The organism is Saccharothrix obliqua, assembly GCF_019375475.1.
GTDB classification, from domain to species: domain Bacteria; phylum Actinomycetota; class Actinomycetes; order Mycobacteriales; family Pseudonocardiaceae; genus Actinosynnema; species Actinosynnema obliqua.
In genome coordinates this window covers 19,685-45,041 of record NZ_JAHXGQ010000014.1, presented here as the reverse complement: position 1 = coordinate 45,041, position 25,357 = coordinate 19,685, and the positions used below count along the sequence as shown (strand labels likewise).

The window sequence follows — 25,357 nt, the reverse complement described above, 5'->3', positions numbered from 1 at the left end:
GTGGGGCTCAGCCGACCAGTTCCGCCCGGCGGCGCAGGAACTCGCCGGTCACCGAGTCCGGGCTGTCGGCCATCTGCGCGACCGTGCCCTCGAACACGATCCGGCCGCCGCGGTGACCCGCGCCGGGGCCGACGTCGATGACCCAGTCGGCGCGGGCGATCACGTCGAGGTTGTGCTCGATCACGACCACCGTGTTGCCGTTGTCCACCAAGCGGTCGAACAGGCCGATCAGGTTGTCCACGTCGTGCATGTGCAGGCCGCTGGTCGGCTCGTCCAGCACGTAGACACCCGACTTGCGGCCGAGTTCGTTGGCCAGCTTGAGCCGCTGCCGCTCGCCGCCGGACATCGTGCTGACCGGCTGCCACAGCGTGATGTAGCCCAGGCCGACGTCGTCGAGCGCCTTCAACGCCTTCACGACGGGCTTCTCCGTGAAGAACTCCAGCGCGTCCACGACGGACAGCTCCAGCACCTCGCTGATGTCGCGCCCGCGCAGCGTGTGCCGCAGCACGTCGGCGCTGAACCGCCTGCCCTCGCAGGTGTCGCACACGGTCGCGACCTGCTCCAGGTGCGCGAGGTCGGTGTAGATCAGGCCCAGGCCCTTGCACTCCGGGCACGCGCCCTCGGAGTTGGCGCTGAACAACGCGGGGCTGACCTTGTTCGCGGTGGCGAACGCCTTGCGGATCGGTTCGAGGATGCCGGTGAACGTCGCCGGGTTGGAGCGCCGCGAACCACGCGACACGCTGTCGTCGATGAACACCGCTTCCGGGTACTTGCGCAGCAGGCAGCCGCGGATGAGCGTGCTCTTGCCCGCGCCGGCGACACCGGTCACCACCGTCAGGACGCCGGTGGGGATGTCCACGTCGATGTCGTGCAGGTTGTGCAGCGAGGCGTTGCGGATGGTGAGCGCCCCGGTGGGCTCGCGCGGCGTGCGCTTGACCTCCTGGCGGCTGCTGAGGTGCCGCCCGGTGAGCGTGCCGGACTTCGCCAGCTCGGCGAACGTGCCCTCGAAGACGACCTGCCCGCCCTTGCGCCCGGCGCCGGGGCCCATGTCCACGACGTGGTCGGCGATCGCCATGACCTCGGGCTTGTGCTCCACCACCAGGACGGTGTTGCCCTTGTCCCGCAGGTGGCACAGCAGCTCGTTGAGGCGGCTGATGTCGTGCGGGTGCAGGCCGACGGTGGGTTCGTCGAAGATGTAGGTGATGTCGACCAGGCTGGAACCCAGGTGCCGCACCATCTTCACGCGCTGCGACTCGCCGCCGGACAGCGTGGAGGTCTCCCGGTTCAGGCTGAGGTAGCCCAGGCCGAGCCGCTCCAGCTCGGTCAGCCGGGCCACCAGTGACGCCACGGCGGGCGCGACGGTCGGGTTGTCGACGGCGCGCACGAACTCGACCAGCTCCTCGACCTCCATCGCGACGCACTCGGCGATGCTCCGCCCGTTGAGGCGGCACGCCAGCGCCGCCGGGCCGAGGCGGCTGCCGTCGCAGGCGTCGCAGGGCGCGGTGGTGACCACGCGCTCGTAGGCGTCGCGGAGCTTGGGCTGGACGTGGTCCGCGCCCTTGCTCACGTAGAGCCGCTTGAACTTCGGCAGCAGGCCCTCGTAGGTGAAGCTGCCGCTGGTGCGCGCCGGCCCCTCGACCGTGATCTTCTTCTCCGGCAGGTTGAGCAGGGCGTCCCACTCGTCCTCGGTGTAGTCGGCCAGCTTCTTGTCGTTGTCGAACAGGCCGGACATGATGAAGAAGCGCCAGTAGGTCGTGCCGACCGCGAACGCGGGCCAGAGGATCGCGCCCTCCTGGAGGGACTTCGACCGGTCCACCAACGCGTCCACGTCCAGCGCCGACCGCCGCCCGATGCCCTCGCACTCGGGGCACATGCCCTGCGGGTCGTTGAAGGAGAACGCCTTCGGGTTGTCCACCGGCGGCGAGCCGGCGCGGAAGAACAGCAGGCGCAGCAACGCGTACGTGTCGGTCGCGGTGCCCACCGTCGAGCGCGAGTTGCCGCCCATCCGCTGCTGGTCGACGATGACCGCGGTCGACAGGTTCGCCAGCGAGTCGACGTCGGGCCGGCCGTAACGCGGCATGACCGCCTGCACGTAGCCCGGGTAGGTCTCGTTGATCAGCCGCTGCGACTCCGCCGCGATGGTGCCGAAGGCCAGTGAGGACTTGCCGGAACCGGAAACGCCGGTGAACACCGTGATCTTGCGCTTGGGCAGGTCCAGCGAGACCTCCTGGAGGTTGTTCTCGCGGGCGGACCGGACCTCGATGTTGCCGTACACTCACCGCTCCTCGTGAAGACCTGCCGCGACCACGTCGCCGGCGCGCGGGTTCGGACGCCTGTCCCGGATCGTTGCCATGTATAGCACCTCCGGCCGGCGGAGCGGAGCGATCACCCGTTCGGCCGCTCAATACTCGTCGTGGAGGCGCATCCAGTCCATCTTGTCCTCCAGGTGGTCCTCCTGACGGCCCAACGGGGTGAGGTCCAAATAGGCGTACGTCCCGTTGAGGTGGTCGCTGCCGCGCCGGTAGGTCGAGTACGAGTGGAAGACGGCGTCGCCCTCGCGCAGGAAGACGCTGACGCCGGGCGCGTCCACCTCGCCCGGCGCGCCGCCCAGCTCCACGTGGAAGTCCTCGTAGAAGGAGGTGCCGTGGGACGACACGAAAGGAACCGTCCAGCCCATCCGCGCGACGAACGCCTCCACGTCGGACCACGGCTCGGGGCAGTCCACGACGAACGTCGTGTCACGCGCGTGGAAGTGGGCCGGGTGGCCGACGTTGTCGATCCAGAACGAGCACACCGGGCACCAGCCGTAGCCCGGGATCGCGCCCATGAAGTGGTAGAGGATGAGCTGGCGGCGGCCGTCGAACAGGTCGACCAGCCGCACCGAACCGGCGGGTCCCTGGAACGCGTAGTCCGGCGAGACCTCCACCACGGGCAGCCGGCGGCGTTCGGCGCTCAGCGCGTCCCGGGCGCGGGTCAGCTCCTTCTCCTTGACCAGCAACGACTTGCGCGCCTCCAGCCAGTCGGCGCGGGACGCGGTCCGCGGCAGGGTCACCGGGTTCTCCTTCGGCTCGGGCACGACGCGCTCGCGCCACCGCGCCCCATCCTGCTGCGGACGCACCACCCCGCGCCTCTCATGCCTTGCCGCATCGGCCGATGCGACCCGGGCCGGACCACACGTCCCGGGCACCACCGCATCCCGCGCGGAGCCACGCGCGGGCCAGGCCCCACCCGCTTCCCCGAACCGCCGCCCGCACCCCGCCACGCCTGCGAGGCGCCACATCTGCCGCGCCCCGCCGCGAGGCCCGCCCCGGCCACACCCCTCGCATCCCGCCACGCACCCCGCCCGCCGCACGCCAACTCGCACCTCCCGCGCCCCGCCGCCGACCCGGAGCCGCCCTCGCCCCACCGGTCCCCCTGCCGCGCCCCGCACGTGGTTCGCCCGCACACCACCGCATCCACCCCCGTCCACACCGCTCCCCCTCTCGTGCTTTGCCGCATTCCCCGGCGCGCCACCCGTCCCCCACCCGGAAGCAACGCAGGAGATGACCGGGTTCCGACGCGCGATCACGATGTGTGCCAACCAGAGCCGTGGACTCCGCCGCGACACCGCGTGACCGACAGGCGGTTCCCGGTCCGCCCACGACGATCGGACCACCCATGCGCCGCTTCCGCATAGCCGTCCCCGAAGCCGACCTGGCGGATCTCCGCCGACGCCTCGCCGACACCCGCTGGCCGGACGAGCTGCCCGGCGTGGGCTGGTCCCGCGGCGCTCCCGCGGACTACGTGCGGGACCTGGCCGAGCACTGGCGCACCCGCTACGACTGGCGCGCCACCGAGGCGGAGCTGAACCGCCACCCGCAGTTCCTCACCGAGATCGACGGCGCGACGGTGCACCTGATGCACGTCCGCTCCCCCGAGCCCGACGCCACGCCCCTGCTGCTCACCCACGGCTGGCCGGGTTCGGTCGCCGAGTTCCTGGACGTGATCGGCCCGCTCACCGACCCCCGCGCGCACGGCGGCGACCCGGCGGACGCCTTCCACCTGGTGATCCCGTCCATCCCGGGCTACGGGTTTTCCCGGCCGCTCACCCAGACCGGCTGGGACGTGCCGCGCATCGCCAACGCCTGGGCGGAGCTGATGCGCCGCCTCGGGTACGACCGCTACGTGGCGCAGGGCGGTGACGCCGGGTCGGTGATCTCCCTGGCCCTGGGCGCGATGCACCCCGACCACGTGCTCGGGGTGCACGTGAACATGCTCATGACGTTCCCCTCCGGCGACCCGGCGGAGATGGCCGCGCTGGACGCCGTCGAGCTGGAGCGGCTGGGTGCGCTCGGGCGGTTCGACCAGGAGCTGTCCGGCTACATGAAGGTCCAGGCCACCCGGCCGCAGACGCTGGCCTACGCCCTCACCGACTCGCCGGTCGGGCAGCTCGCCTGGATCGTCGAGCGGTTCCGGGACTGGACCGACTCGACCGACACCCCCGAGGACGCGGTGTCCCGCGACCGCATCCTGGACACCGTGTCGATCTACTGGCTGACCGGTACGGCGGGTTCCTCGGCGCAGTTCTACTACGAGGGCGCCGAAGCGGTGCGCCGCGCCGCGGCGGGCGAGCCCGGTCCGCCGGTGCCCGTCCCGGTGGGCGTGGCGGTGTTCCCCAAGGACATCTTCCTGCCGGTCCGCCGCTTCGCCGAGCGGGACATCCACACCATCACCCGCTGGACCGAGTTCGACCGGGGCGGCCACTTCGCCGCCCTGGAGCAGCCCGAACGGCTCGTCGGCGACATCCGGGCGTTCGCCCGCTCCCTGGCCTGAGGCCGGCTCACCCGAAACACGTTGGGAGACAGAATGGCACCGAACACCCCCGTGGCGCTGGACGTCAACGGGAGCGACATCCACGCCGAGGCCGCCGCCCTGCGCGCGCAGGCGCCGGCGGTGCGGGTCACCCTGCCCGGCGGGGTCACCGCGTGGTCGGTCACGAGCCACGCCGCGATCAAGTCGATCCTGACCGACCCCAGGGTGACCAAGAGCGCGCGCAACCACTGGCCCGACTTCATCGAGGGCCGCGTGCCCGGCGACTGGGAGCTGATCAGCTGGGTCGCCATGGACAACATGGTCACCGCGTACGGCAAGGACCACGTGCGGTTGCGCAGGCTGGTGGGCAAGGCGTTCACCCGCCGCCGCACCGAGTCGATCCAGCCACGCGTGGTGGAGCTGACCGAGGGGCTGCTGGGAGCCCTGGCCGCGACCCCGCCGGGCGAGGTGGTGGACCTGCGCGAGCGGTTCGCCTACCCGCTGCCCGCCATGCTCGTCGCCGACCTGATCGGCATGTCCGAGCAGGCCCGCGCCGCCACGGCGAAGGTCATCGACATGATGGTGGACACCACCGTCACGCCGGAGCAGGCGCAGGCCGTCCTCCAGGGCTGGCGGGGCGCGATGTCCGACCTGATCGCCGAGAAGCGCCGCACCCCCGGCGACGACATCACCAGCGACCTGATCGCCGCGCGGGACGAGGACGGGTCGCGGTTGAGCGAGCAGGAGATGGCGGACTCGATCTTCGCCATCCTCGGCGCCGGTTCGGAGACCACGATCAACTTCTTCGACAACGCCATCACCGCGCTGCTGACCCACCCCGAGCAGCGCGACCTGGTGCTGTCCGGCCGGTCGTCGTGGGACGACGTCATCGACGAGACGCTGCGGGTGCAGTCGCCGCTCGCGAGCCTGCCGCTGCGGTACGCGGTGGAGGACATCCCGTTGGCCGGGGTCACCATCCCGAAGGGCGACCCGATCCTGGTCAACTACGCCGCCGTGGGCCGCGACCCCGCGCTGCACGGCGACACCGCGGACGACTTCGACATCACCCGGGCCGACAAGGAACACCTGTCCTTCGGCCACGGGCCGCACTACTGCCTGGGTGTCGGGATCGCGCGCATGGTCGGCACCATCGGCCTGTCCACGTTGTTCGAGCGGTTCCCGGACATGCGGCTGGCCGTGCCCGCCGACGAACTCCAGCCGCTGCCGACGTTCATCATGAACGGCCACCGGGCGCTGCCGGTCCGGCTGACCGCCGAATGAGCGGCGGTGCGGCTGGGGTCGCCGGCGGCGACCCCAGCCGTGCCGCGTTCACTCGGCGCGCGCCCCACCGGCCGCGACCACCGGACCGTCCACCGGGCGGGACCGGCCGACCTTCCGCGCGGCGCGCAGCACGCGCAGCACCATCCCCGGCCGCATCATCGACCCCGGCGGGTCGACCAGGCCGGCCACCCGCATGAAGGCCCTGGTGATCGCGCCGTCCCCGGTCGCCGCCGCCTGGACCTTCGCCATGTAGGCGTTGCCGACCCGCACCTTGAGCGAACGACGCCCGGTCACCTGCGGGTAGGCGAGGTCGCCGCCCGCCGACATGTCCCACGGCACGTCGATGACGCGGGCGACCGCGCGCAGGAACTCCAGCGGCCGGGGCGCGCCCGCTCGCAGGTGCTCGCGCAGCTCGACCGCCTCCAGCGCCGCGGCGGTCATGCCCTGCCCGTAGACGGGGTTGAAGCTGCACAACGCGTCGCCCATGACCAGCAGGCGGTCCGGGAACGCGGTCAGCCGCTCGTACCGCCGCCGCACGCTGTGCGGGTAGCGGAACTGCACGGGGTCGCCCAGCGGTTCCGCGTCCCGGATCACCTCGTGGATGTCGGGCACCGGCAGGGAGCGCACCCAGTCCAGGAAACCGTCCGGGTCGGTCGGCGCGGCGTCGCCGAACACGCCGGTGAGCGAGAGGACGTAGCAGCCGTCCTCGATCCTGGACAGGAACGCGCCACGCGGGTGCGACGGCGACGAGACCGGGTTGATCGACAGGTCGTCGACCAGCGCCCGGCCCTCCCGCGGGCGGTAGATCCGCGTGGTGTAGCTCAGGTCGATGCGGATCCGGTCCTCCTCCGGCCGGGCGTAACCCAGCTCGGACAACCACACCGGGGTGCGGGAACCGCGCCCGGTCGCGTCGACCACCAGGTCGGCGGTCAGCTCCTCCACCGCGGCGTCCGGGCCCTCGCCCCGCACGCGGACCCCGGTGACCGCCCGGCGGTCCGGCGTGGCGATCAACCCGTCCACGGAGCGGCGCTCCAGGAACCGCACGTTCGGCAGCGCGGCGACCCGGTTGCGGACCAGGGCCTCCAGCCGGGGCCGGGTCGCGGAGACGCACACCAGGCCGGTGGGCGCGGGCCGCAGCCGCCGACCGTGGAAGAACCAGCGCAGCTCGCCGAGGTCACCGGTCGGGATGCCGTCGGCGACGGCCTCCTCGGTGAAACCGGGGAACAGCTCGTCCAGCACCTGCTGACCGCGGGCGAGCAGGCCGTGCACGTGCCGCCCCTGCGGCACGCCGCGCCGGGCCGAGGTGGTGCCCGTCAGCCCGTCCCGGTCGACCACGACCACCTCGCCGTACGAGTCGGCGAGCACGCGGGCCGCCAACAACCCGGCCATGCTCCCGCCGAGCACCACCGCCCGGTCGCCCACCACGCGCTCAGCGGTCATCGCGGGGGCTGTTCTGGTACGCCGCGAGCCGCCACTCGCCGTCCTGCCGCACCACGACCCACGACGCGCGGATCGCGCTGTCCTCGGTCACCTCGGTGGTGCCCGGCTTCAGCACGCCGCCCTGGGTGAGCAGCACGCCGCTGTCGGGACCGAAGAACCTGATGTCGATCGGGGTGCCGGTGACCTGCGTGCCCTTGTACTGGTTGCGGAACGCGTCGGCCATGTGCGCCGCGATCTGCTCGCGGCCCTTGCAGTAGACACCGGGCAGGATCATGGTCCCGTCCTCGGTGAACACGCCGGCGAACGCCTCGGCGTCGTGGTAGGCCCACGCGGCCACCACTCGCCGGGTGAGCGCCGCGACGGCGGCGCCGTCGGCCTGGGTCCCGGTGTTCTCGGGTGTGGACGTCGTCATGCTTGTCCTCCTGGGGATACGGATCAGATGTAGAGGGTGTTGGGCTCCAGTCCGCAGAGGACTCGGCCGTACAGCTCGGCGTTGGTGTCCGGGTGCATGAGCGCGTGCTGGTTGATCGCGTGCACGTCGCGGGTGATCCGCTGGATCGGGATGTCGCGGTAGATCGAGGAGCCGCCGCTGGCGGTGGCCAGGACGTCGACCGCCTCCTTCGCGAGCCGGCACACCACACCCAGGTCGGCCCGCGCCACCGCCCGCTCCTCCAGCGCCCACGGCTCGCCGGCCGCCGCCTTGGTGTCGACCAGGTCGGCCAGCCGGTGGGCGTGGAACCGGGCCTGGTCGGTCTTCACCGCGGCCTCGGCGACCTGGAAGTGGGTCAGCGGCGCGTCGGCCTGCCGCTCGTAGGAGGTGTAGGTGATCTTGCGGTCGGGCAGGCGCTTGAAGAACGCCTCACGTGCCGCGACCGCCATGCCCAGCGCGACGCCGACCGACGACGCGGAGGCCACCGGCAGCAGCGGCGGGCGGTAGATGGCGGCGTCGGCGTCGGCCCCGCCGCCGGACAGCACGGCGGGCAGCGGCAGGATGCGCTCCGCCGGGACGAAGAGGTCCTTGGCCACCGTGCTGACGCTGCCCGTGCCGCACAGGCCGGAGGTGCGCCAGTCGTCCACGACGAGCAGGTCGGACATGGGCACCAGGGCCACGATCGGGTACGGCTCGCCCTCGTGGCCGACCATGATCGCGATGATCTCCTGCCACTGGCTGTGGTGGGCGCCGCTGATGAAGCCCCACTTGCCGTTGACGATCGCGCCGCCGTCGGCGGGCGTGGCCATCGCGCTCGGGCTCAACGTGCCGCAGAGCCGCACGTCCTCCTCGGCGAAGACCTCGTCCTGCACGTGGGAGGGGAACTGGCAGGCCATCCAGGTCGGGATGGTGTGCACGGCGGCGGTCCAGCCGACCGAGCCGTCACCGCGGGCCAGCTCGGCGGTGACGTCGACCAGCGTCCGGGTGTCCACCTCGTAGCCGCCGTGGCGGACGGGCGTCCGGAGCTTGAAGAAGCCGGCGGCGGCGAGCGCCTCGACCGTCTCGTCGTGCAGCCGCCGGTTCTCCTCGGACCACGCGGAGTGCTTCCGCAGCAGCGGCGCCAGGTCCGCCGCGCGGCGGACGAGTTCTTCTCGGGACGGGATGTCGGTGGTCGACACCGGGTGCCTCCTGGGTATCGGGTGGGTGCGCGCCGGGACACGTCGGACGGTCCCACCGACACCGCTCCCGGCGCGTCTTCTCGCTTGTGCCGGTTCGCCGGTTCGCAGCGGTGCGGGCGGTGGTGCCGGATGGCCGAACGACACCGGCGCCCAGCGGTGCGGGCAGTGGTGCCGATGGCCCACCGACACCGGCAGCCAGCGGTGCGGGCAGTGGTGCCCATGGCCCACCGACACCGGCAGCCAGCGGTGCGGGCAGCGGTGCCGATGGCCCACCGACACCGGCACCCGCGCGACAACGCCCCCGCCCGCGGGTGCCGGTGGCCGACCGGACGCACCGCCGGCACCCGCGCGACAACGCTCCCGCCCGCGGGTGCCGGTGCGCCGCCCGGCTAGGTCAACCGGTGGTACGCGCCGCCGAAGTACAGCAGCGCCGAGCGGTCCGGGCCGCGGTTCGAGCCGAGCACCCGGCCGACGAAGATGGTGTGGTCGCCGCCCTCGTGCGCCTCGGCCAGCTCGCACTCCAGCCACGCCAGCGCGCCGCCCAGCAGCGGCGCGCCGGTGCACGGGCCCGGCGCCCAGTCCACCGCGTCGAACTGGGTCGCCCCGTCGGGCCGCCGCCCGCCCGCGAAGTAGCGGGCGGTGGCCTCCTGCTCCGCGCTCAGGACCGAGACCGCGAAGCACCCGGCCGACGTGATCGCCCGGTGCATCCGGGCCGTGCGGGTGACGCAGCACAGCACCTGCGGCGGGTCGAGCGAGACCGAGCTGAACGCGTTGGCCGTCATCCCGTGGCTGTGCTCGCCGCCCGCGGTCAGCACGACGATCCCGGTGGCGAACCGGGACATCGCTTCGCGCAGCGACACCGGTTCCGCGGTCGCCGTCACCCCGCCCTCCCCGGTGCGGGCCGGTACGCCGCCAGCGCGGCGCGCAGCTCGTCGGGCACCGGCACGGGCGCGACCGCCGCGCCGTCACCCGTCATGCACGCGATCCGCTGCCTGCCCCGGCCGACCGGCTCCTCACCGCCCGCGCCGAGCCGGACGTAGTCGAAGGCGACCTGGATCTGCGTCCGGGTCAGGTCCTCCAGGCTCATCCGCACCGACAGCTCGTCGAACGCGGCCAGCTCGGCGGAGAACTCGCACTCCACCTTCAGCGTGAACAGCTTCAGGTCGTCCATCACCCTGGCCAGCACGCCCGGCGCGTGGTCGCGCAGGAACATCTCCCGGCACCGCCCCTGCCAGCGCAGGTAGTTCACGTAGTAGACGTTGCCGACGAGGTTGGTCTCCTCGAACCCGACGGTGTGCCGGATCTCGTAGTAGCTCGGCATCTCAGTTCCCCTCCCCGACGAGGACGGCGAACACGGTCGGCCCGGCCTGCCCCGCCACGGTGGTCGCCCAGGTGGCGACCAGGGCGTTGCCCGCCGACAGCACGACCCAACCGCCGGGCCGCACGTCCGTCACGGTCAGCGCCTGCGTGGTGGCGCCGGTCTTGCGCAGGCACTCCAGCGCGGACCACACCCGGGTGGCCGCCACGGTGCCCGGCTCGCCGGTCTCGGCCGCCACCAGGTCGCGGACCGCCTCCTGGTCGCGGCCCAGCAACGCGGCCCAGTCCTCCGCGGAGCGCTCGACCGCGGACTCCGCGTCGCACCCGAGGCGACCGCCGCCCACGACGGCGAAGGTCAGCCCGCCGGTGTGCGCGGCGGACACCTGCGCGCCCGCCACCTCCGGCTTGCCGTCCGGGCGGTAACGCACCCCGGCGGGTCGGCCGAGGGCCCGGCTCAACGCCACCTCGGTGCCACCGCCGCCCCGGCCGCTGGTGCCGGGTTCCACCACGACCGCCAGCCGGCGGCCGAGCACGTCCTCCAGCGCCCGCTCCAGGTGGGGCCCGAGCATCGCGGGCACCCACGGTCCGCTGCCCGAGCCGCGGCGGACCGCGCGCAGGGTCAACCCCTGCCAGCGCTCCACCAGCTCACCCGAGGGCGTGCGGACGTCGATGTCGTAGGTGTAGCTGTCCCCGTCCTGCGACCGCTCCCGCGCGTCGACCACGACGTGCCCGGCGTCCAGGTCGGCCGGGGCGGCCAGGTGCAGCGCCTCGATACCGCGCGGCAGCAGCGTGGCGTCCGGGACGCAGCACTGGAGCGAGTGCATCACCGCGTCCCGCACGCCGGGGTCGGCCAGTTCCAGCGCCTGCGGCAGGAATGCGGCGAACCACGGTCCGGGCGCGGTCGTGGACAGCTCGGCCACCGCGTGCCGGGCGCTCACCTTCCGGTACGCCTGGAGCCGCTGGAAGCGCTTGCCCTGGAACAGCATCCCGCCGTAGAGCGCGGTGTGCGGGTCGACCGGCACGGCGGGCAGGTCGGGCACGGGCTCGCCGCCGGTCAGCTCGGCGCGGGGGAACCGCAGCCGGGCGCGGAAGTGGTCGGCCGCGAAACCGGTCTCCTCGCTGCGCAGCACCACGTCCACGACGCCCGCTTCCCGCACCAGCGCCGCGACCCGCACGGTGGTCCGCCCGCCCGGCCGCACCACGATCGGCCGGGGGAACTCGACGTCCTCCAGCACCGGCGGCCCGTCGGCGGCGACCAGCGCGGAACCCACCTGCGCCATCGCCTCCATCCCGAACACGGCGGGGAACAGCAGGTCGCCGTCCAGCTCGTGGTCGGCCAGGTAGAGGTCGCCGGACGCGGACAGGTCGGCCTCGGTGACCAGCTCGACGCCCGGGTAGTGCACCAGCACCCGGTCCAGGAACCGCTGGAGCGGCAGCTCCCGCCGCTCCAGCGCCAGCGTGGGCAGGTCACCCGCGCGACCGCTGATCACCAGCACCGGTCCGGCGGCGGGGTCGGCGAGCACGCGCCGCAGCACGGACAGGCCCTCCTCCACCGAGATCGGCGTGATGCCCTCGCGGATCAACGCCTCCACGACGCCCAGCCGCTCGCCCATGCCCGCGCCGGACCACACCGACCACTCCAGGGCCAGCACGCGGGTGTGCGGGTGCGCCCGGCCGTGGTCGAGCGTCAGCTCGGTCGCCCAGTCGTTCGCCGTGGCGTAGTGCGCCTCCCCGCGCAGCCCGGCCCGGCCGATGACGCTGCCGAACGTGATCAGCAGCCGCAGCCGGTCCGCGTCGACCGCGTCCAGCACGGCCCGCAACCCGGTCACCTTCGGCGCCAGCGTGCGGCGGAACTCGTCCGGGGTGAGCGCGGCCAGCCCGGTGGGCTCGTTGCGGCCCGCGCCGTACAGCACGGCGGTGACCGGGCCCAGCTCCGCCCCGACCCGCGCGACCACGTCCCGCACGGCCTCCGGTCGCGTCACGTCGACCCGCAGGTAGCGGTACCGGACGCCGGCCAGGTCCATCCGCGCCAGGTTGGCCGCCAGTTCCGGGTGCTCGGCCGGGTCGTCGCGGCCGAGCAGCGCGAGCGCCGCGCCGGAGTCCTTCGCCAGCGCCAGCGCGCACTCCGCCGTGATGCCCTTGCCGCCGCCCGCCACCAGCAGCACGTCGTCCGGGCCGAGCGCGGCCTCCGCCACGTCGCCCTCCGGGTGCACGGGCAGCGCCCGCAACCGGGGTGTCGTGCGTGCGCCGGACGAGTCGTAGCGCACCTCGGCGAAGCCCGTCGTGGCCGCCGCTTCGGCGACCACGCGGCGCACCGCCGCGCCCACGGCGGCCGGGTCCGCGGGCGTCACGTCCGCGAGCCGGACCACGGTGGTCGTGACCTCCGGGTGCTCCAGGTGCAGCGTCTTGGCCAGGCCCGCCGCGCCGAGGTGCTGCTCCACCACGACGAACCGGCCACCGGCCGCCGCGGCGGCCTTGCCCGCGGCGAGGATCAGGTCGTCGTGGCCGGCACCGCGCTCGGGCAGGCACAGCAGCACGCCGCCCCCGATGCCCGCACCGGCCAGCGCGGCGTGCAGCGGCTGCGCCAGCGGGTGGCCCGGCGGCGCGTACACCGCCCAGGCGCCCGACTCGCCGGCGGCGGGCGCGGGTGGCAGCGGCCCGGCGTCGACGTGGTCCACCGAGAACGCCCGGACCCACGCCGCGACCCCGGGCACCGCGCCACGCGACTCCTCCTCGCGCCCGGTCTCGGCCAGGGCGTCGAGCATCCCGGCGAGTTCGCCCAGCCGCACGGTGGCGAAGTTCGGCGTGGTCGCCAACGCGGCCTGGCCGCGGCTGCGGGCGACCTCGTTGACGATCTGGCCGATCGTGATCGAGCTGAGGTGCAGGTCGTCCATCGGGTGGGTGTCCGCGCCGATGGACGTCACGGGCAGCTCCACCCGCTCGGCCACCCGGTCGCGGAGCAGGTCGAGCGTCGACCCCTCGGCGACGACGACCTCCGCGACCGGCGCGGGGGCGAAGTCCTCCGCCCGGCCGGTGTCCAGGACCGGTGCGGCCTCGCACGGGCTCGCCAGGAACGTCATCCCGCCGTCGAGCGGGAACGGGCGCAGCGCGCGACCGGCGAACAGCACGTCGGTCCGCAGCGGCGCGCCCAGCGCGAACGCCGCGCCGACCACCTGGAGGAACGGGGTCAGCGACCGGCTGTCCACGTCCGTGGAGAGCGCGGGCACGTCCGGCGCCACCTCGGCCAGCAGACCGCTCAGCACCCGGCCCGGCCCCACCTCCACCACCAGGTCCGCGCCGTCCGCCGCGCGCGCGGCGGCCTCGTGGAAGCGCACCGCGCCCACGATCTGCTCGCGCAGCAGGTCACGCAGGTCGGCGTCCGGGTCGAGCACGTCGCCGGTCACCGTGGACACCACCGTCCGCTGTGGACGGTCGAAGTCGAACTCCGCCAGGTGGTCCACCATCGCCGCCGCGGCGGGCGCGACGAGGTCGGAGTGGAACGCGTGGGACACCGCGATCCGGACCGCGGTCACCCCGTCCGCCTCGGCCGCGGCGCACACCCGGCGCACCGCGTCCGCCGGACCGGAGACCACCGTCTGGCTCGGGCCGTTGTAGCCCGCGATCACCACTTCCTCGTCGCCGATGAGCCGACGCGCCCGCTCGGGCCCGGTGGTCAGGCTCGCCATCGCGCCGCCACCCCGGCTCGCCTCGGCCATCACCCGGCCGCGCACCGCGGCCAGCGCCAGCACCCGGTCCGCGCCCAGCGCGCCGCCCCAGTGCAGCGCGGTCAGCTCGCCGAGGCTGTGCCCGACCGCCGCGGTGGCGTCGACACCCAGCTCCCGCAACACCTCCAGGGCCGCGAGCGACCCCGCCACGATGCGGGGCTGCGCCACCTCGGTCGCCACGTGGTCGCCGTGCACCGGCGCTTCCCGACCGGCGAACGCGGCGGGGAAGCGACGGCGGAACGCGCCCGGCTCGGGGCGGTGGGAGCCCTGGCCGGGGAACGCGAACACCAGCTTCGGGTCGTCGGTCGGCTGCCCCAGGAAGACGCCCTCCTCGGGCAGGATCGCACGCGTCCGCCCCTCCGCGCACAGCTCGGCCAGGCGGGTGAGCCCGCGCTCGGCGTCCCGGGCGCTCGTCACCACGACCGCCGCGCGCAGCGCGGCACCGGACAGCCGGGACGCCAGCGCGCCCGCGAGGTCGCCCAGCTCGGCCTGGGCGAGCTTGGTCGCCACCGCCGCCAGCCGCTCGGCCTCGTGGCCCAACTCCGCCGCGTCCGCCGCGTCCAGCAGCAGCACCTCGGCGTTCTGGCCGCCCGCCACGACTTCCCGCGTCCGGTCGTCCAGCGCCGTCCGCCGCCGCACCGCCGCCGCCTGCTCGACGGTGATGTGGGTGTTGATGCCGCCGAAGCCCAGTGCCGACACACCCGCGCGGACCGGTCGGTCGGCGGGCCACAGCTCGGCCGTGCGCGGCACGTAGAGCGCGGCGTCGCCGTCGAGCAGCCGGGGGTGCGGGTTGTCGTGGCCGGTGCCCGGCGGGATCACCTGGTGGTGCACCGCCAGGACCGCCTTGATGAGCCCGGCGACCCCGGCCGCGGCCTTGGTGTGCCCGATGTTGCCCTTGATGCTGCTCAACGCGGCGGGCGGCGCGTCGGGGTCGGCGGCGCGCCGGGCCGAGGACAACGCCTCGATCTCGGTCGCGTCGCCCACCGCCGTGCCGGTGCCGTGCCCCTCGAAGTAGCTGACGGACTCCACGCCGTAGCCCGCGAGCGCGTACGCCCGCGCCATGGCGAGGCGGTGACCGCCCGCCTCCGGGCGGGTGATGCCGCCCTTGCCGTCCGACGACACACCCCACCCGGGTATGACGGCGTACACGCGCAGCCCGCGCCGCACCGCCTCGGACTCGCGCATCAGGACCACCATGCCGCAGCCCTCGCCGGGCCAGAAACCGTTGGAGTCGCGGTCGTACACCTTCATCTCACCGGTCGCCAGCGCACCGGTCTTGGCGAAGCCGACCAGTTCGAACGGGTCCAGCGACAGGTCCACGCCACCCGCGACGGCGACGTCCAGCGTCCCCTTGGTCAGGGCGTTCGCGGCGGTGACGACGGACAGCAGCGACGACGAGCACGCGCCGTCCACCGTGTAGCCGCCGCCACGGAGGTCGAAGTGGTTGCACACGCGGCCCGCGATGGTGTTGGAAAGCCCGCCCGCCAACGAGTCCTCGTCGGTCGGCGGGAACGGCGCCTTGTACGCCGTCTCCAGCTCGCGCAGGAACTCGGCCGCTTCCCCGTCGCCCCAACCCCTCCCCGCGAGGGCGGCGGCGACCGTGCGGCGGACGTAGGGCCACCGCAGGCGCATCATGTTGGCCCGGACGAACTCCCCGGTCAGGCTGTTGCCCACGAAGACGCCCGTGGACTCGTTCGGCAGCCCTTCACCGTCCGGGAAACCCGCGTCCGCCAGTGCGCGGGACGCCACGTCGAGCGCGAGCCAGTGCGTCATGTCGGTCACGCGGAAGGTGCTGCCCGCGACCTTGAACCTGGCCCGGTCGAACTCGAAGTCCCGCAGCACGGCCGCGGTGGCGGAGTACAGCCGGTCCGGCGCCGACGGGTCGGCCGACCAGTAGTCGGCGTGGTTGAGCCGCTCGTCCGGCAGCCGCCGGAACGCCCGCCGCCGGGCCAGGACGTTGTCCCAGAGCTGGTCGGGTGAGTCGGCGTCCGGGTACCGCAAGCCGATGCCTACTACGGCGATCCGCTCGGTGTTCATACTTTCACCGCCTGTGGACGTGCTGCACGGAATGCGGGGCACACCGCGCTCGCGACGTGCGCCGCGGGCACATTTGAACGCGCTGAACGAGTCGCGATGAGCATGATCCCCTTTCGAGGCGCGCGGACTTCCCGTCCGACGCGCAGTTCTCGACAACGCCGACTGGAAAACGCAACGCCGTGCCCGGCGAGCCCAGCGTGCCGGACCGGGAACGCGCGGGCATCTCGGTTCGTGCTTTCCGACCTGCCCGTTCGGCCGCATTCCCGCGACGGCTTCTCTTGTCCTGCTTTCTTCCGGCACCCCGCCGGCGGCCGTCGGTGCAGCGCTTACGCTGGCCCACACCGGAAAACCGGGTTCCGCCGCATCGCCGAAGTGGCTTCGCCACCGCGCGGTGGACGACCGGCCCGCACCACGACCGGCCGGTCGATCCCTTTGCGCGAACCCGTTCTCGGACGAACCGCCGAGCCGGATCACCACCACCGAGCCGCCCGCTCGGGCAGCCCGACAACCGGGGAGCACCCATGGCCGACCGATCGAGCCCGCGGCACCGCACGGCGCACGTCGCCGACCTCCCGGTCGCCGCCACCCCGTTGCGCCAACGGATCCACCGCCGCGGTCTGGTGGTGCTGCTCAGCTCGCTGGGCGGTTTCCTGCTCAGCGTCGTGTGGTCCGCCCAGTTCGTCGACGACGTCATCGGCGGCACCGTCGTGGACGCGCTGCTCGGCGAGGGCACCCGGGACTCCGCGGTCAGCGGTGTCGGCTCGGGCGTCCTGTTCGCCCTCGTCTCCGGGCTCGCGGGCACGTTCACCGCGTGCAACATCGCCGCGTTCGGCGTGCTGGCGCCGATGCTCGACGGCTCCGGCAACCGGGTGCGCCGCGCGCTGGGCGCGATGCGACCGCTGGGGTGGGTGGCGATCGGCATGTTCGCGGTGTCCGCGGCCTACGGCGTGGTCGTCGGGCTGGTCGGGACGTCGATGCCGCAGTTCTCCACCGCGACGGGCAGCGGGATGCCCGCGCGGCTCGTGCAGTCGATGGTGGTGTTCGGGATCATCGGCCTGGCCATGACGTACCTCGGCCTGGCGGCGCTGGGCCTGGTGCGCGACCCGTTCGCCCGCCTCCCCAACGCCCGCCTGGTGTTCTTCGGCGCGTTGATCGGCGGGTTCCTGATCGGCAGGCCGTTCCCGTTGTTCCGCGCGCTGTTCCGGGACGCCGCGGAGAGCGGCAACCCGCTCTACGGCGCGGCGGCGTTCTGCTTGCAGTCCCTCGGGAACATCGCCCTCATGGCGGTGATCTTCCTGGTGATGGCGTACGCGGCCGGTGGTCGCGCGGGCCGGTGGCTGGCCGCCTCGCCAAACCGGGTCGCGGTCATCACGGCCGCCGCGTTGCTCGTCGCCGGGGTGTTCACGCTCCTCTACTGGGACGTCCGGCTGCTCGCCCGCCGGGACATCATCCCGTGGTACCCGACCGCGCCGTGGGCGTGACGGCCACGCACCCCGTCCCGTTCCCGCCCACCAGGAGGTCGTCGTGCCCGGTCTGATCGGGTCCCTGCGCCGTCTCGCCCTCACCCCGTCACTGCGCAGCACGGGTTTCGCCGCACGCGGGTTCCCCGGCGCCACGTCACCGGCGGCGGCCCGCCTGGAGGCGATACCGCAGACCGTCGTCTGCGGGTTCGAGTGGGGCATCGACGCGCGCGACCGGTGGGAGCTGGAGCGCAAGCTGGAGCTGGTCGAGGTCGACCTGCGCGGGTTCGCCTACGAGGGCGCGGCCATGGCGACCACCGTGCGGGACGCGATGGGGCGCGGCACCCGGACGCGCGACCTGCTCCTGGGCGGCGGCCGACCGCACCTGCTGCTGTCCTACATCGGCATCGGTTTCGCCATGGCGCGCCTGCCCCGCCCCCTGTGGGCGAAGGTGCTGCCGGACCTGGACGAACTGCCGTGGCACCCGACCGCGGCGTGGCTCGTGGTGGACGGCTACGGCTTCGACCTCGCCTACTTCCACACCGAGCGCTGGGTGCACCGGCAAGAGCTGCCCAAGCCGTACCCGTGGCTCGGCGACAGCGCCTACTTCACGCGGGCGTTCGACCAGGGCGTCGGGCGCGCGTTGTGGTTCATCCACGGCGCGCGGACGGCGGATGTCGCCGCCGCGGTGGCGAAGTTCCCCGCCGCGCGGCACGCCGACCTGTGGAGCGGCGTGGGTCTCGCGGCGGCGTTCGCGGGCGGCTGCGACGACGCGGACCTCGTGGCGTTGCGGCACGCCGCGGGCGGGCACCGGGCGGAACTCGCCCTGGGCGCGGCGCTCGCGGCGAAGGCCCGCGCCGCCGCCGGCTCCACCCCGCCGCACACCGCGGCGGCCACCGACGTGCTCACCGGCGTGCCGGCCGCCGAGGCCGCCGCGCTGGTCGACCGCACGGCCGTGCACGAACGCGGTGCGGCGGACGTTCCGCCGTACGAGCTGTGGCGCGCCCGGATTCGTGCTGAATTCGCCGAACGGGCGTCTTCCCGCACTGATTCGCCCGGCACCGGCGGGCACCGAGCAGAACCGGAGTAGACCGCCCGCGCGATATGCGCGGAGGATTTTTTCCGAGCCCCGGCACCCATGGAACGGGAGAGTGAATTGCTCACGACCTGGCGCGCCCTGCGCCGCCGAATTCTCACGCCGGACGTCTCCGCGACCCGGCTCGACGTCCGCGGTTTCCACCGCAAGGACGAACCGAGCACGCAATTGTTGGAGAAAGTCGGCCGGATCTTCCTCGACGGTTTCGGCCACGCCGCCGAAGCCCGGACGCCGGCTGCCGCCGAAATCCCGCTCCAGCGGATCGAGCCGAGGTTCCGCGGATTCGCCTACGAGGGCGCCGCGATGGGTTTCGCGGTGCGTGACGGGCTGCCGTTCGGCCGCCGGGACCACACCACCCGGTTCCTCGCCGGCGAGCACGCCTCGCACCAGCTCTACATCGCCTACTGCGGCATCGGCTGGGCGATGGCCCGGCTGCCGCGGTTCCGGTGGCCGAACGCCGAGGCGTTCGACCCGCTGGTGCGGTGGCTGGTGCTCGACGGGTACGGCTTCCACCAGGCGTACTTCCACACCCGGCGCTACGTGCACGACCAGTACCGGGACCCGCGGTTCCCGTGGCCGTCCGCGGCGTTGTCCGACTACGCCAACCGCGTGATCGACCAGGGCATCGGCCGCGCCCTGTGGTTCGTCTGCGGCACCGACGCCGTTCGGGTGGCCGACACGATCGACTCGTTCCCCGAGTCCCGCCGGGCGGACCTGTACGCCGGTACCGGTCTCGCGGCGACGTACGCGGGCGGTGCGGACACCGCCGAGCTGCGCGGGCTGCGTGAGCGGGCGGGCCGGTGGCGCGGCCAGCTCGCGCAGGGTTCGGCGTTCGCCGCCGAGGCACGCGTCCGGGCCGGCCTGGTCGTGCCGCACGTCGAGCAGGCCACCGCCGCCCTGTGCGGGACGACGCCGGAGCGCGCCGCGACCGTCACCCAGGAGGCGATCCCGACCGGACCGGTGACCGGTGAGCTGCCCGCCTACGAGGTGTGGCGCCAGCGGATCGCGGCCGAACTGCTTGTTCTCGGAGGTGTAGACACATGAACGCGACAGTCGGCCCCCTGCGCCGCAAACTGCCGGGAATCCTCGCCGTGGTCGTGGTGGTGATCGGCTACTTCGTGGTCAGCCTGCCCACGACGTCGGCCGCCGAACAGGACCGGATCGCGAGCAGGTACCGCTTCACGCCGATGGCGATCGCGCTGCCCGCCTCGGACAAGCACCAGTCCATTCGCGAGGTGAACAAGGACTACGAGCACATCCGGGCGTGGATCTCGTCGGTCGGCTCGGCGATCGCGATCAACGACCTGGACGGTGACGGCCTGGCCAACGACCTGTGCCTGGTGGACACCCGGACCGACCAGGTGGTCGTCACCCCGGCGCCGGGTCGCGGCGACGACCGGTACGCGCCGTTCGCCCTCAAGCCGGACCCCCTGCCGATGAACGACGTCATCGCCCCGATGGGCTGCGTCCCCGCCGACCTGAACGAGGACGGGCGGATGGACCTGTTGGTCTACTACTGGGGTCGCACGCCCGTCGTGTTCACCGCACAGCCGGGCGAGAAGGGGCTTTCCGCCGCTTCCTACCGGCCGGTGGAGCTGGACCCCGCCGCGAAGGCGGGCTACGACGGCCGGTACGCCGGTCCACAGTGGAACAGCAACGCCGCCACCGTGGCCGACTTCGACGGTGACGGGCACCTGGACGTCTTCATCGGCAACTACTTCCCGGACGGACCGGTGCTCGACGCGAGCGTCAGCGGTGGCGTCACGATGAACGACACGATGTCGCACGCCTTCAACGCCGGCGGCAAGTACATCTACCGCTATGACCCGTCCGCCACCGACTCGCGGACCGCGAAGTTCACCCGCGTCGACGACGCCGTGCCGGAACCCGCCCGCCAGGGCTGGTCGCTGGCGGTCAGCGCGACCGACGTGGACCGCGACGGGTTGCCGGAGCTGTACATCGCGAACGACTTCGGCCCGGACCGCCTGCTGCACAACAGGTCGACGCCCGGTGAGCTGAAGTTCGCCGAGGTGCGCGGCGAGCGGGACGCGGTCACGCCGAAGTCGAAGATCGTCGGCATCGACTCGTTCAAGGGCATGGGCGTGGACTTCGGCGACCTGGACCGCGACGGCATGTACGACATGTTCGTCAGCAACATCACGACCTCGTGGGGCATCCAGGAGAGCAACTTCCAGTGGATGAACACCGCCGCCGACGTCGCCGAGCTGCGTGCCCGGCTGGGCAGCGGCGAGGCGCCCTGGGCGGACCGGAGCGCGCAGGCGGGCACCGCCTGGTCGGGTTGGGGCTGGGACGTCAAGATCGGCGACTTCGACAACTCCGGCGAGCACGCGATCGTGCAGGCGACCGGGTTCGTCCGCGGCCAGACCGACCGCTGGCCCCAGCTCCAGGAGCTGGCCACCGCGCACGACTCCCTGCTGCACAGCCCGTTGTGGTGGCCGAACGTCGGTGCGGGCGACGACATCGCGGGCAACCAGACGCTGCACTTCTTCGCCAAGGGCGAGGGTGACCGCTACACCGACGTCGCGGGCAGGCTCGGCCTCGCCGTCCCGGTGCCCACGCGTGGTATCGCGACCGGTGACGCGGACGGTGACGGCAGGCTCGACTTCGCGGTCTCCCGGCAGTTCGGCGAGCCGGTGTTCTACCGCAACGAGAGCCCGGACACCGGGTCGTACCTGAACCTGCGGCTGCTGCACGAGGGCGGGCAGGGTCCGGGTTCGCCGGCCATCGGCGCGGCGGTCACCGTCACCACGCCGGACGGGCGCACGCTGATCGACCGCGTCGACGGGGGCAGCGGCCACTCCGGCAAGCGCAGCCACGAGGTCCACATCGGACTGGGCGACGTGACCGAGCCGGTGACCGTACAGGTGCAGTGGCGCGATCGCTCGGCCCGGTTGCACGAACAGGAACTCCGACTGAGCCCGGGGCAGCACACGCTGCGGCTCGGCACGACCGCAGAGGAGGGCTGAGGACGTGGCGAAGGAGAACGCGCGGGTCTCACCGCGGCACGACGCCAAGGTGGTCATCGCGCTGCGCCGGTTCGCGATCTCGATCTCGATCTTCAACATCTTCGGCTACACGGTGCTCGGGTTCGAGCAGCCCTGGCTGTGGCCGTTCATCGCGCTGTTCACGGCGTACACCACGGAGTTCGTCCTGGAGTTCGTCGCGGCGAAGGCCGAGGGGCGTGCCCCGCGGTACGCCGGGGGCGGCGTGAAGGGCGTGCTGGAGTTCCTGTACCCGGCCCACATCACCGGCCTCGCGCTGAACATGTTGACCTACGTCAACGACCAGGTGCTGGTGATGGTGTTCGGCGTGGTCGTCGCGGTGAGCGCGAAGTGGGTGCTGCGCGCACCGGTGCGCGGGCGGCTGCGGCACTACATGAACCCGTCGAACCTCGGGATCGCGGTCATCCTGCTGCTGTTCCCGTGGGCCAGCATCGCGCCGCCGTACCACTTCACCGAGCACGTGGACACCTGGGTCGGCTGGATCATCGTGGTCGTCATCCTGGTGTCGGGCACGATGCTCAACGCCAAGCTGACCGGTCGTGTGTGGTTGGTCGGCGCGTGGCTGGTGGTGTTCGCGCTCCAGGCGGTGGTCCGCGGTCTGGTCTTCGGCACCTCGATCCCGGCCGCGCTGGGCATGATGACCGGCGTCGCGTTCGTGTTGTTCACCAACTACATGGTGAGCGACCCGGGCACGACACCGTCCAGGCCGTCCGCGCAGATCGCGTTCGGCGGTGGTGTCGCGCTGGCCTACGGCCTGCTGACCGCCGTGCACATCGCCTACGGCCTGTTCCTGGCGACAGCGGGCGTGTGCTTGATCCGCGGCATGTTCCTGTGGGGCGTGCACTTCGTGGACAAGGCACGCGCCGAGCGCGCCGCCCTCGAAGCCGCCGCGCGGGAGGCCGAGGTGACGGCGGACCCGATCGCCGTGCCGACGGGCAACGGCCACGCGCCGGCCACCGAGCCGGTCGCCGCGTCCCCCGTCGTCGCGGAGCCGGTCGCGGACCACCGGGTGGCCCGATGAACGCCCACGGCGGTCCGCTCCCCGCGGACCGCCCCACCCGCGTGGTGCGCCGCCCGTGCTGCCGGCCCGGTGGGCGGGTCGCCGACCTGCCCACCCCCGGCGGCCACACCGCCGACCCGGCCACACCCGGCGGTTCGAGCGTCAACCTGCCCGCTCCCGGCGGCCGGCTCGCCAACCCGGCCACACCCGACAGCCGGAGCGTCAACCTGCCCGCACCCGGCGGCCACACCGCCGACCCTGCCGCACCCGACAGCCGCTCGACCGCCCCGGCCGCACCCAGCGGCCGGGTCACCGGTCAGCCCGTCGAGATGTCCGCCGCGCCGCACCTCGTCCCACCACCGGAGGTGGCGCGATGACCACCGCCCGACGTGCCGTGTCACCCCCCACCACGCCGCTGCGCGCGGCACCGGGTTTGCTGCGCCAACTGATCTTCGACCGGCTCGGGATGATGCGGTCGGCGGCGGAGGCGTACGGCGATGCGGTGAAGATCACCATCGGCCCCAAGTCGCTGTACTTCTTCAACCACCCCGACCACGCCAAGCACGTGCTGGCCGACAACCCCGCCAACTACCGCAAGGGCATCGGCTACATCCAGGCCAGGCGCGCGCTCGGCGACGGTCTCCTGACCAGTGACGGCGAGCGGTGGCGTGAGCAGCGGCGGGTGGTGCAGCCGGCGTTCGCGCACAAGCGCATCGCGGCGCGGGCGGACGTCGTGGCGCGGGAGGCGGGCGCGTTGGTCGCCCGCCTCCGGGGCGCCGCCGGGCCGGTGAACCTGGTGGACGAGCTGACCGGGTTCACGCTGGCCGTGCTGGGCCACACCCTGCTGGACACCGACCTCGACGCCTTCACCGGTGCGGGCCGGGCGTTCGGCGTGGTGCAGGACCAGGCGATGTTCGAGATGGAGACGATGGGCCTGGTGCCCACGTGGGTGCCGCTGGCGGGGCAGCTCCGGTTCCGCCGCGCGCGCCGCTACCTGGACGACGTGGTGGCACGCCTCACCGCGGACCGGTTGCGCCACCCCCGGCCGGAGGGCGACGACGTGCTGACCCGCCTGATCGCGGCCACCCGGAACAACGACCCGAGGCGACTGCGCGACGACCTGGTCACGCTGCTCCTGGCGGGCCACGAGACGACCGCCAGCACCCTGGGCTGGACGTGGTACCTGCTCGACCGGCACCCCGACGTGCTGCGCCGGGTGCGCGAGGAGGCCGTCGACGTGCTCGGCGACCGGTTGCCGACGTTCGCGGACCTGCCCCGGCTGACCTACACGGCCGCGGTGCTCAACGAGTCGATGCGGCTCTACCCGCCGGTCTGGATCCTGACCCGCCAGGCCAAGGAGGACGACGACGTCGCCGGCTACCGGGTGCCCGCCGGCTCGGACGTGCTGATCTGCCCGTACACGCTGCACCGGCACCCGGGCCTGTGGGACGAGCCGGACCGCTTCGACCCGGACCGCTTCCTGCCCGACCGGTCGGGCGGTCGGCCGCGCTACGCCTACCTGCCGTTCGGCGCGGGACCCCGGTTCTGCGTGGGCCAGCAGCTCGGGCTGGTGGAGGCGACGTTCGCGACCGCGCTGCTGGCGCGTGACCTGCGGCTGCGCACCGCGGCCGGTCACCGGGCGGTGCCCGAACCCATGCTGTCCCTGCGGATGCGCGGTGGGCTGCCCGTCACGGTGCACCCGGCGTGAAGGGGCCGGGTGCGGACCGGTGGGCGGCGCGGTCAGTCCCGGCGCCTGCCCAACGCGTTGGTGCGCAAGCTCACCAGCGAGAGCAGCACCGGCGGGTCGAGCGCGTCGGCCGGCCGGAGCGTGATCTCCGGCAGCCGCGTGCTCGTGCCGGGGCGGATGGTGATGGGACCGATCGAGCCGATGAACAGGCCGGGGTCGTGGTCGTGCAGGCGCAGCATCTCGCTGCGGTCGGCGGAGACCGAGTGCGTGAGCAGGTACCAGGTGCCGGGCACCACGTCGTTCAGCACGTACGAGCCGGGGCCGGGCAGGACGGTGCAGCGGACCGGCCGGCCGTGCGGCAGCCTGCCGGGGAACAGCCCCACGAAGACCAGGCCGACGTCACCCTCCCGCGGTCGGCCGATCCGGCCGCGCAGGGTCGTCGCGGGCGCGGCGGACGGCGTCAGCAGCGGCTTGCTGTCCAGGCACATCTGCTGCGTGCACTCACCCAGTTCCCGGTACAGCGACGGCGAGAGGCCGACGCTGGTGCGGAAGCGGTAGCTGAAGGTGCCGACGCTGTTGTACCCCACCCGGAGGCTGATCTCGGTGACGCTCAACGACGTCGAGACCAGCAGCCGCTTGGCCTCCTGCAACCGCACCGCCGCCAGGAACCTGCTGGGGGACACCCCGGTGACGCGCTGGAACATCCTGGTGAAGTGGAACTTGCTGAACATCGCCGTGCGAGCCATGTCGTCGATCGTGAACTGCTCGCCGGGCCTCTCCCGCATCGTCTCGACGACTTTCCGGACCGCGTGCTCGACGTCGCCCTCCATCAGCCCTCCCGCTGAACCAGACGGCTCATGCCCGCCCCCGCCTCGGGGGCACTGATCGAAGA

The 25,357-nt window shown here is 73.2% G+C and carries 18 protein-coding genes; 9 read left to right on the top strand and 9 right to left on the bottom strand.

The window, feature by feature from the left end; genetic code table 11:
- Positions 1–7: 7 nt before the first annotated feature.
- Entirely contained in the window at positions 8–2,275 is a 2,268-nt protein-coding gene (locus KZQ38_RS32050; protein ID WP_219447605.1) for an ATP-binding cassette domain-containing protein, read from the bottom strand.
- 126 nt (positions 2,276–2,401) lie between these two features.
- Positions 2,402–3,052 (bottom strand): DUF899 domain-containing protein, encoded by a 651-nt coding sequence (locus tag KZQ38_RS32045; protein WP_219447603.1) that lies wholly within the window; start codon positions 3,050–3,052, stop codon positions 2,402–2,404.
- A 605-nt stretch (positions 3,053–3,657) separates the two neighbouring features.
- On the opposite strand from KZQ38_RS32045, the gene KZQ38_RS32040 reads away from it, so the two are divergent.
- Entirely contained in the window at positions 3,658–4,812 is a 1,155-nt protein-coding gene (locus KZQ38_RS32040; protein WP_219447601.1) for an epoxide hydrolase family protein, read from the top strand.
- Between the two features lie 33 nt (positions 4,813–4,845).
- A complete protein-coding gene (locus KZQ38_RS32035) occupies positions 4,846–6,072 on the top strand; it encodes a cytochrome P450 family protein (RefSeq protein ID WP_219447599.1) in 1,227 nt (408 codons plus the stop codon).
- Between the two features lie 48 nt (positions 6,073–6,120).
- Here the strand turns inward: KZQ38_RS32035 and KZQ38_RS32030 are convergent, their stop codons facing one another.
- From KZQ38_RS32030 to KZQ38_RS32005, 6 genes are all read right to left on the bottom strand, one after another.
- On the bottom strand, positions 6,121–7,512 hold the full coding sequence (locus KZQ38_RS32030; protein WP_219447597.1) for an FAD-dependent oxidoreductase: 1,392 nt from the start codon (positions 7,510–7,512) through the stop codon (positions 6,121–6,123).
- Positions 7,502–7,924, bottom strand: a complete 423-nt coding sequence (locus KZQ38_RS32025; protein ID WP_219447595.1) for an SgcJ/EcaC family oxidoreductase — start codon at positions 7,922–7,924, stop codon at positions 7,502–7,504. The genes KZQ38_RS32030 and KZQ38_RS32025 overlap by 11 nt, the downstream gene beginning before the upstream one ends.
- A 23-nt stretch (positions 7,925–7,947) precedes the next feature.
- Positions 7,948–9,120: an acyl-CoA dehydrogenase family protein gene (locus tag KZQ38_RS32020; protein WP_219447592.1), complete on the bottom strand. Its 1,173-nt coding sequence runs from the start codon at positions 9,118–9,120 to the stop codon at positions 7,948–7,950.
- Positions 9,121–9,509: 389 nt separating this feature from the next.
- A complete protein-coding gene (locus tag KZQ38_RS32015) occupies positions 9,510–9,962 on the bottom strand; it encodes a flavin reductase family protein (protein ID WP_219447772.1) in 453 nt (150 codons plus the stop codon).
- A gap of 35 nt (positions 9,963–9,997) precedes the next feature.
- Positions 9,998–10,441 carry an acyl-CoA thioesterase gene (locus KZQ38_RS32010; protein WP_219447590.1) on the bottom strand — a complete coding sequence of 148 codons (444 nt, stop codon included), beginning with the start codon at positions 10,439–10,441 and terminating at the stop codon, positions 9,998–10,000.
- 1 nt (position 10,442) lies between these two features.
- The gene (locus KZQ38_RS32005; RefSeq protein ID WP_219447588.1) at positions 10,443–16,199 is read right to left on the bottom strand and encodes a type I polyketide synthase; all 5,757 of its coding nucleotides are present in this window, start codon (positions 16,197–16,199) and stop codon (positions 10,443–10,445) included.
- 521 nt (positions 16,200–16,720) lie between these two features.
- Here KZQ38_RS32005 and KZQ38_RS32000 point away from each other — a divergent pair.
- The 7 genes from KZQ38_RS32000 to KZQ38_RS31970 are packed head-to-tail and all read left to right on the top strand — an operon-like array spanning position 16,721 to position 24,486.
- On the top strand, positions 16,721–17,680 hold the full coding sequence (locus tag KZQ38_RS32000) for a hypothetical protein (protein WP_257902745.1): 960 nt from the start codon (positions 16,721–16,723) through the stop codon (positions 17,678–17,680).
- A 43-nt stretch (positions 17,681–17,723) separates the two neighbouring features.
- Complete coding sequence (locus KZQ38_RS31995; RefSeq protein ID WP_219447585.1) at positions 17,724–18,749, top strand: DUF1702 family protein; 1,026 nt, start codon at positions 17,724–17,726, stop codon at positions 18,747–18,749.
- Between the two features lie 48 nt (positions 18,750–18,797).
- The gene (locus KZQ38_RS31990; RefSeq protein ID WP_219447583.1) at positions 18,798–19,799 is read left to right on the top strand and encodes a DUF1702 family protein; all 1,002 of its coding nucleotides are present in this window, start codon (positions 18,798–18,800) and stop codon (positions 19,797–19,799) included.
- Entirely contained in the window at positions 19,796–21,742 is a 1,947-nt protein-coding gene (locus KZQ38_RS31985) for a CRTAC1 family protein (protein WP_219447574.1), read from the top strand. Before KZQ38_RS31990 ends, KZQ38_RS31985 begins: the two co-directional genes overlap by 4 nt.
- 4 nt (positions 21,743–21,746) lie before the next feature.
- Positions 21,747–22,799: an enediyne biosynthesis protein gene (locus KZQ38_RS31980; protein WP_308258693.1), complete on the top strand. Its 1,053-nt coding sequence runs from the start codon at positions 21,747–21,749 to the stop codon at positions 22,797–22,799.
- Entirely contained in the window at positions 22,796–23,155 is a 360-nt protein-coding gene (locus tag KZQ38_RS31975; RefSeq protein ID WP_219447572.1) for a hypothetical protein, read from the top strand. Before KZQ38_RS31980 ends, KZQ38_RS31975 begins: the two co-directional genes overlap by 4 nt.
- Complete coding sequence (locus tag KZQ38_RS31970; protein WP_219447570.1) at positions 23,152–24,486, top strand: cytochrome P450; 1,335 nt, start codon at positions 23,152–23,154, stop codon at positions 24,484–24,486. The genes KZQ38_RS31975 and KZQ38_RS31970 overlap by 4 nt, the downstream gene beginning before the upstream one ends.
- A gap of 32 nt (positions 24,487–24,518) precedes the next feature.
- Here the strand turns inward: KZQ38_RS31970 and KZQ38_RS31965 are convergent, their stop codons facing one another.
- Positions 24,519–25,295 carry a helix-turn-helix domain-containing protein gene (locus KZQ38_RS31965; protein ID WP_219447568.1) on the bottom strand — a complete coding sequence of 259 codons (777 nt, stop codon included), beginning with the start codon at positions 25,293–25,295 and terminating at the stop codon, positions 24,519–24,521.
- Positions 25,296–25,357: the final 62 nt, after the last annotated feature.

Excerpts from the sequence above, each read along its gene's own strand:
- KZQ38_RS32040 (WP_219447601.1), top strand. The coding sequence starts at position 3,658 with ATGCGCCGCTTCCGCATAGCCGTCCCCGAAGCCGACCTGGCGGATCTC.
- KZQ38_RS32035 (WP_219447599.1), top strand. The coding sequence starts at position 4,846 with ATGGCACCGAACACCCCCGTGGCGCTGGACGTCAACGGGAGCGACATC.
- KZQ38_RS32030 (WP_219447597.1), bottom strand. The coding sequence starts at position 7,512 with ATGACCGCTGAGCGCGTGGTGGGCGACCGGGCGGTGGTGCTCGGCGGG.
- KZQ38_RS32025 (WP_219447595.1), bottom strand. The coding sequence starts at position 7,924 with ATGACGACGTCCACACCCGAGAACACCGGGACCCAGGCCGACGGCGCC.
- KZQ38_RS32015 (WP_219447772.1), bottom strand. The coding sequence starts at position 9,962 with ATGTCCCGGTTCGCCACCGGGATCGTCGTGCTGACCGCGGGCGGCGAG.
- KZQ38_RS32010 (WP_219447590.1), bottom strand. The coding sequence starts at position 10,441 with ATGCCGAGCTACTACGAGATCCGGCACACCGTCGGGTTCGAGGAGACC.
- KZQ38_RS32005 (WP_219447588.1), bottom strand. The coding sequence starts at position 16,199 with ATGAACACCGAGCGGATCGCCGTAGTAGGCATCGGCTTGCGGTACCCG.
- KZQ38_RS32000 (WP_257902745.1), top strand. The coding sequence starts at position 16,721 with ATGGCCGACCGATCGAGCCCGCGGCACCGCACGGCGCACGTCGCCGAC.
- KZQ38_RS31990 (WP_219447583.1), top strand. The coding sequence starts at position 18,798 with ATGGAACGGGAGAGTGAATTGCTCACGACCTGGCGCGCCCTGCGCCGC.
- KZQ38_RS31985 (WP_219447574.1), top strand. The coding sequence starts at position 19,796 with ATGAACGCGACAGTCGGCCCCCTGCGCCGCAAACTGCCGGGAATCCTC.
- KZQ38_RS31975 (WP_219447572.1), top strand. The coding sequence starts at position 22,796 with ATGAACGCCCACGGCGGTCCGCTCCCCGCGGACCGCCCCACCCGCGTG.
- KZQ38_RS31970 (WP_219447570.1), top strand. The coding sequence starts at position 23,152 with ATGACCACCGCCCGACGTGCCGTGTCACCCCCCACCACGCCGCTGCGC.
- KZQ38_RS31965 (WP_219447568.1), bottom strand. The coding sequence starts at position 25,295 with ATGGAGGGCGACGTCGAGCACGCGGTCCGGAAAGTCGTCGAGACGATG.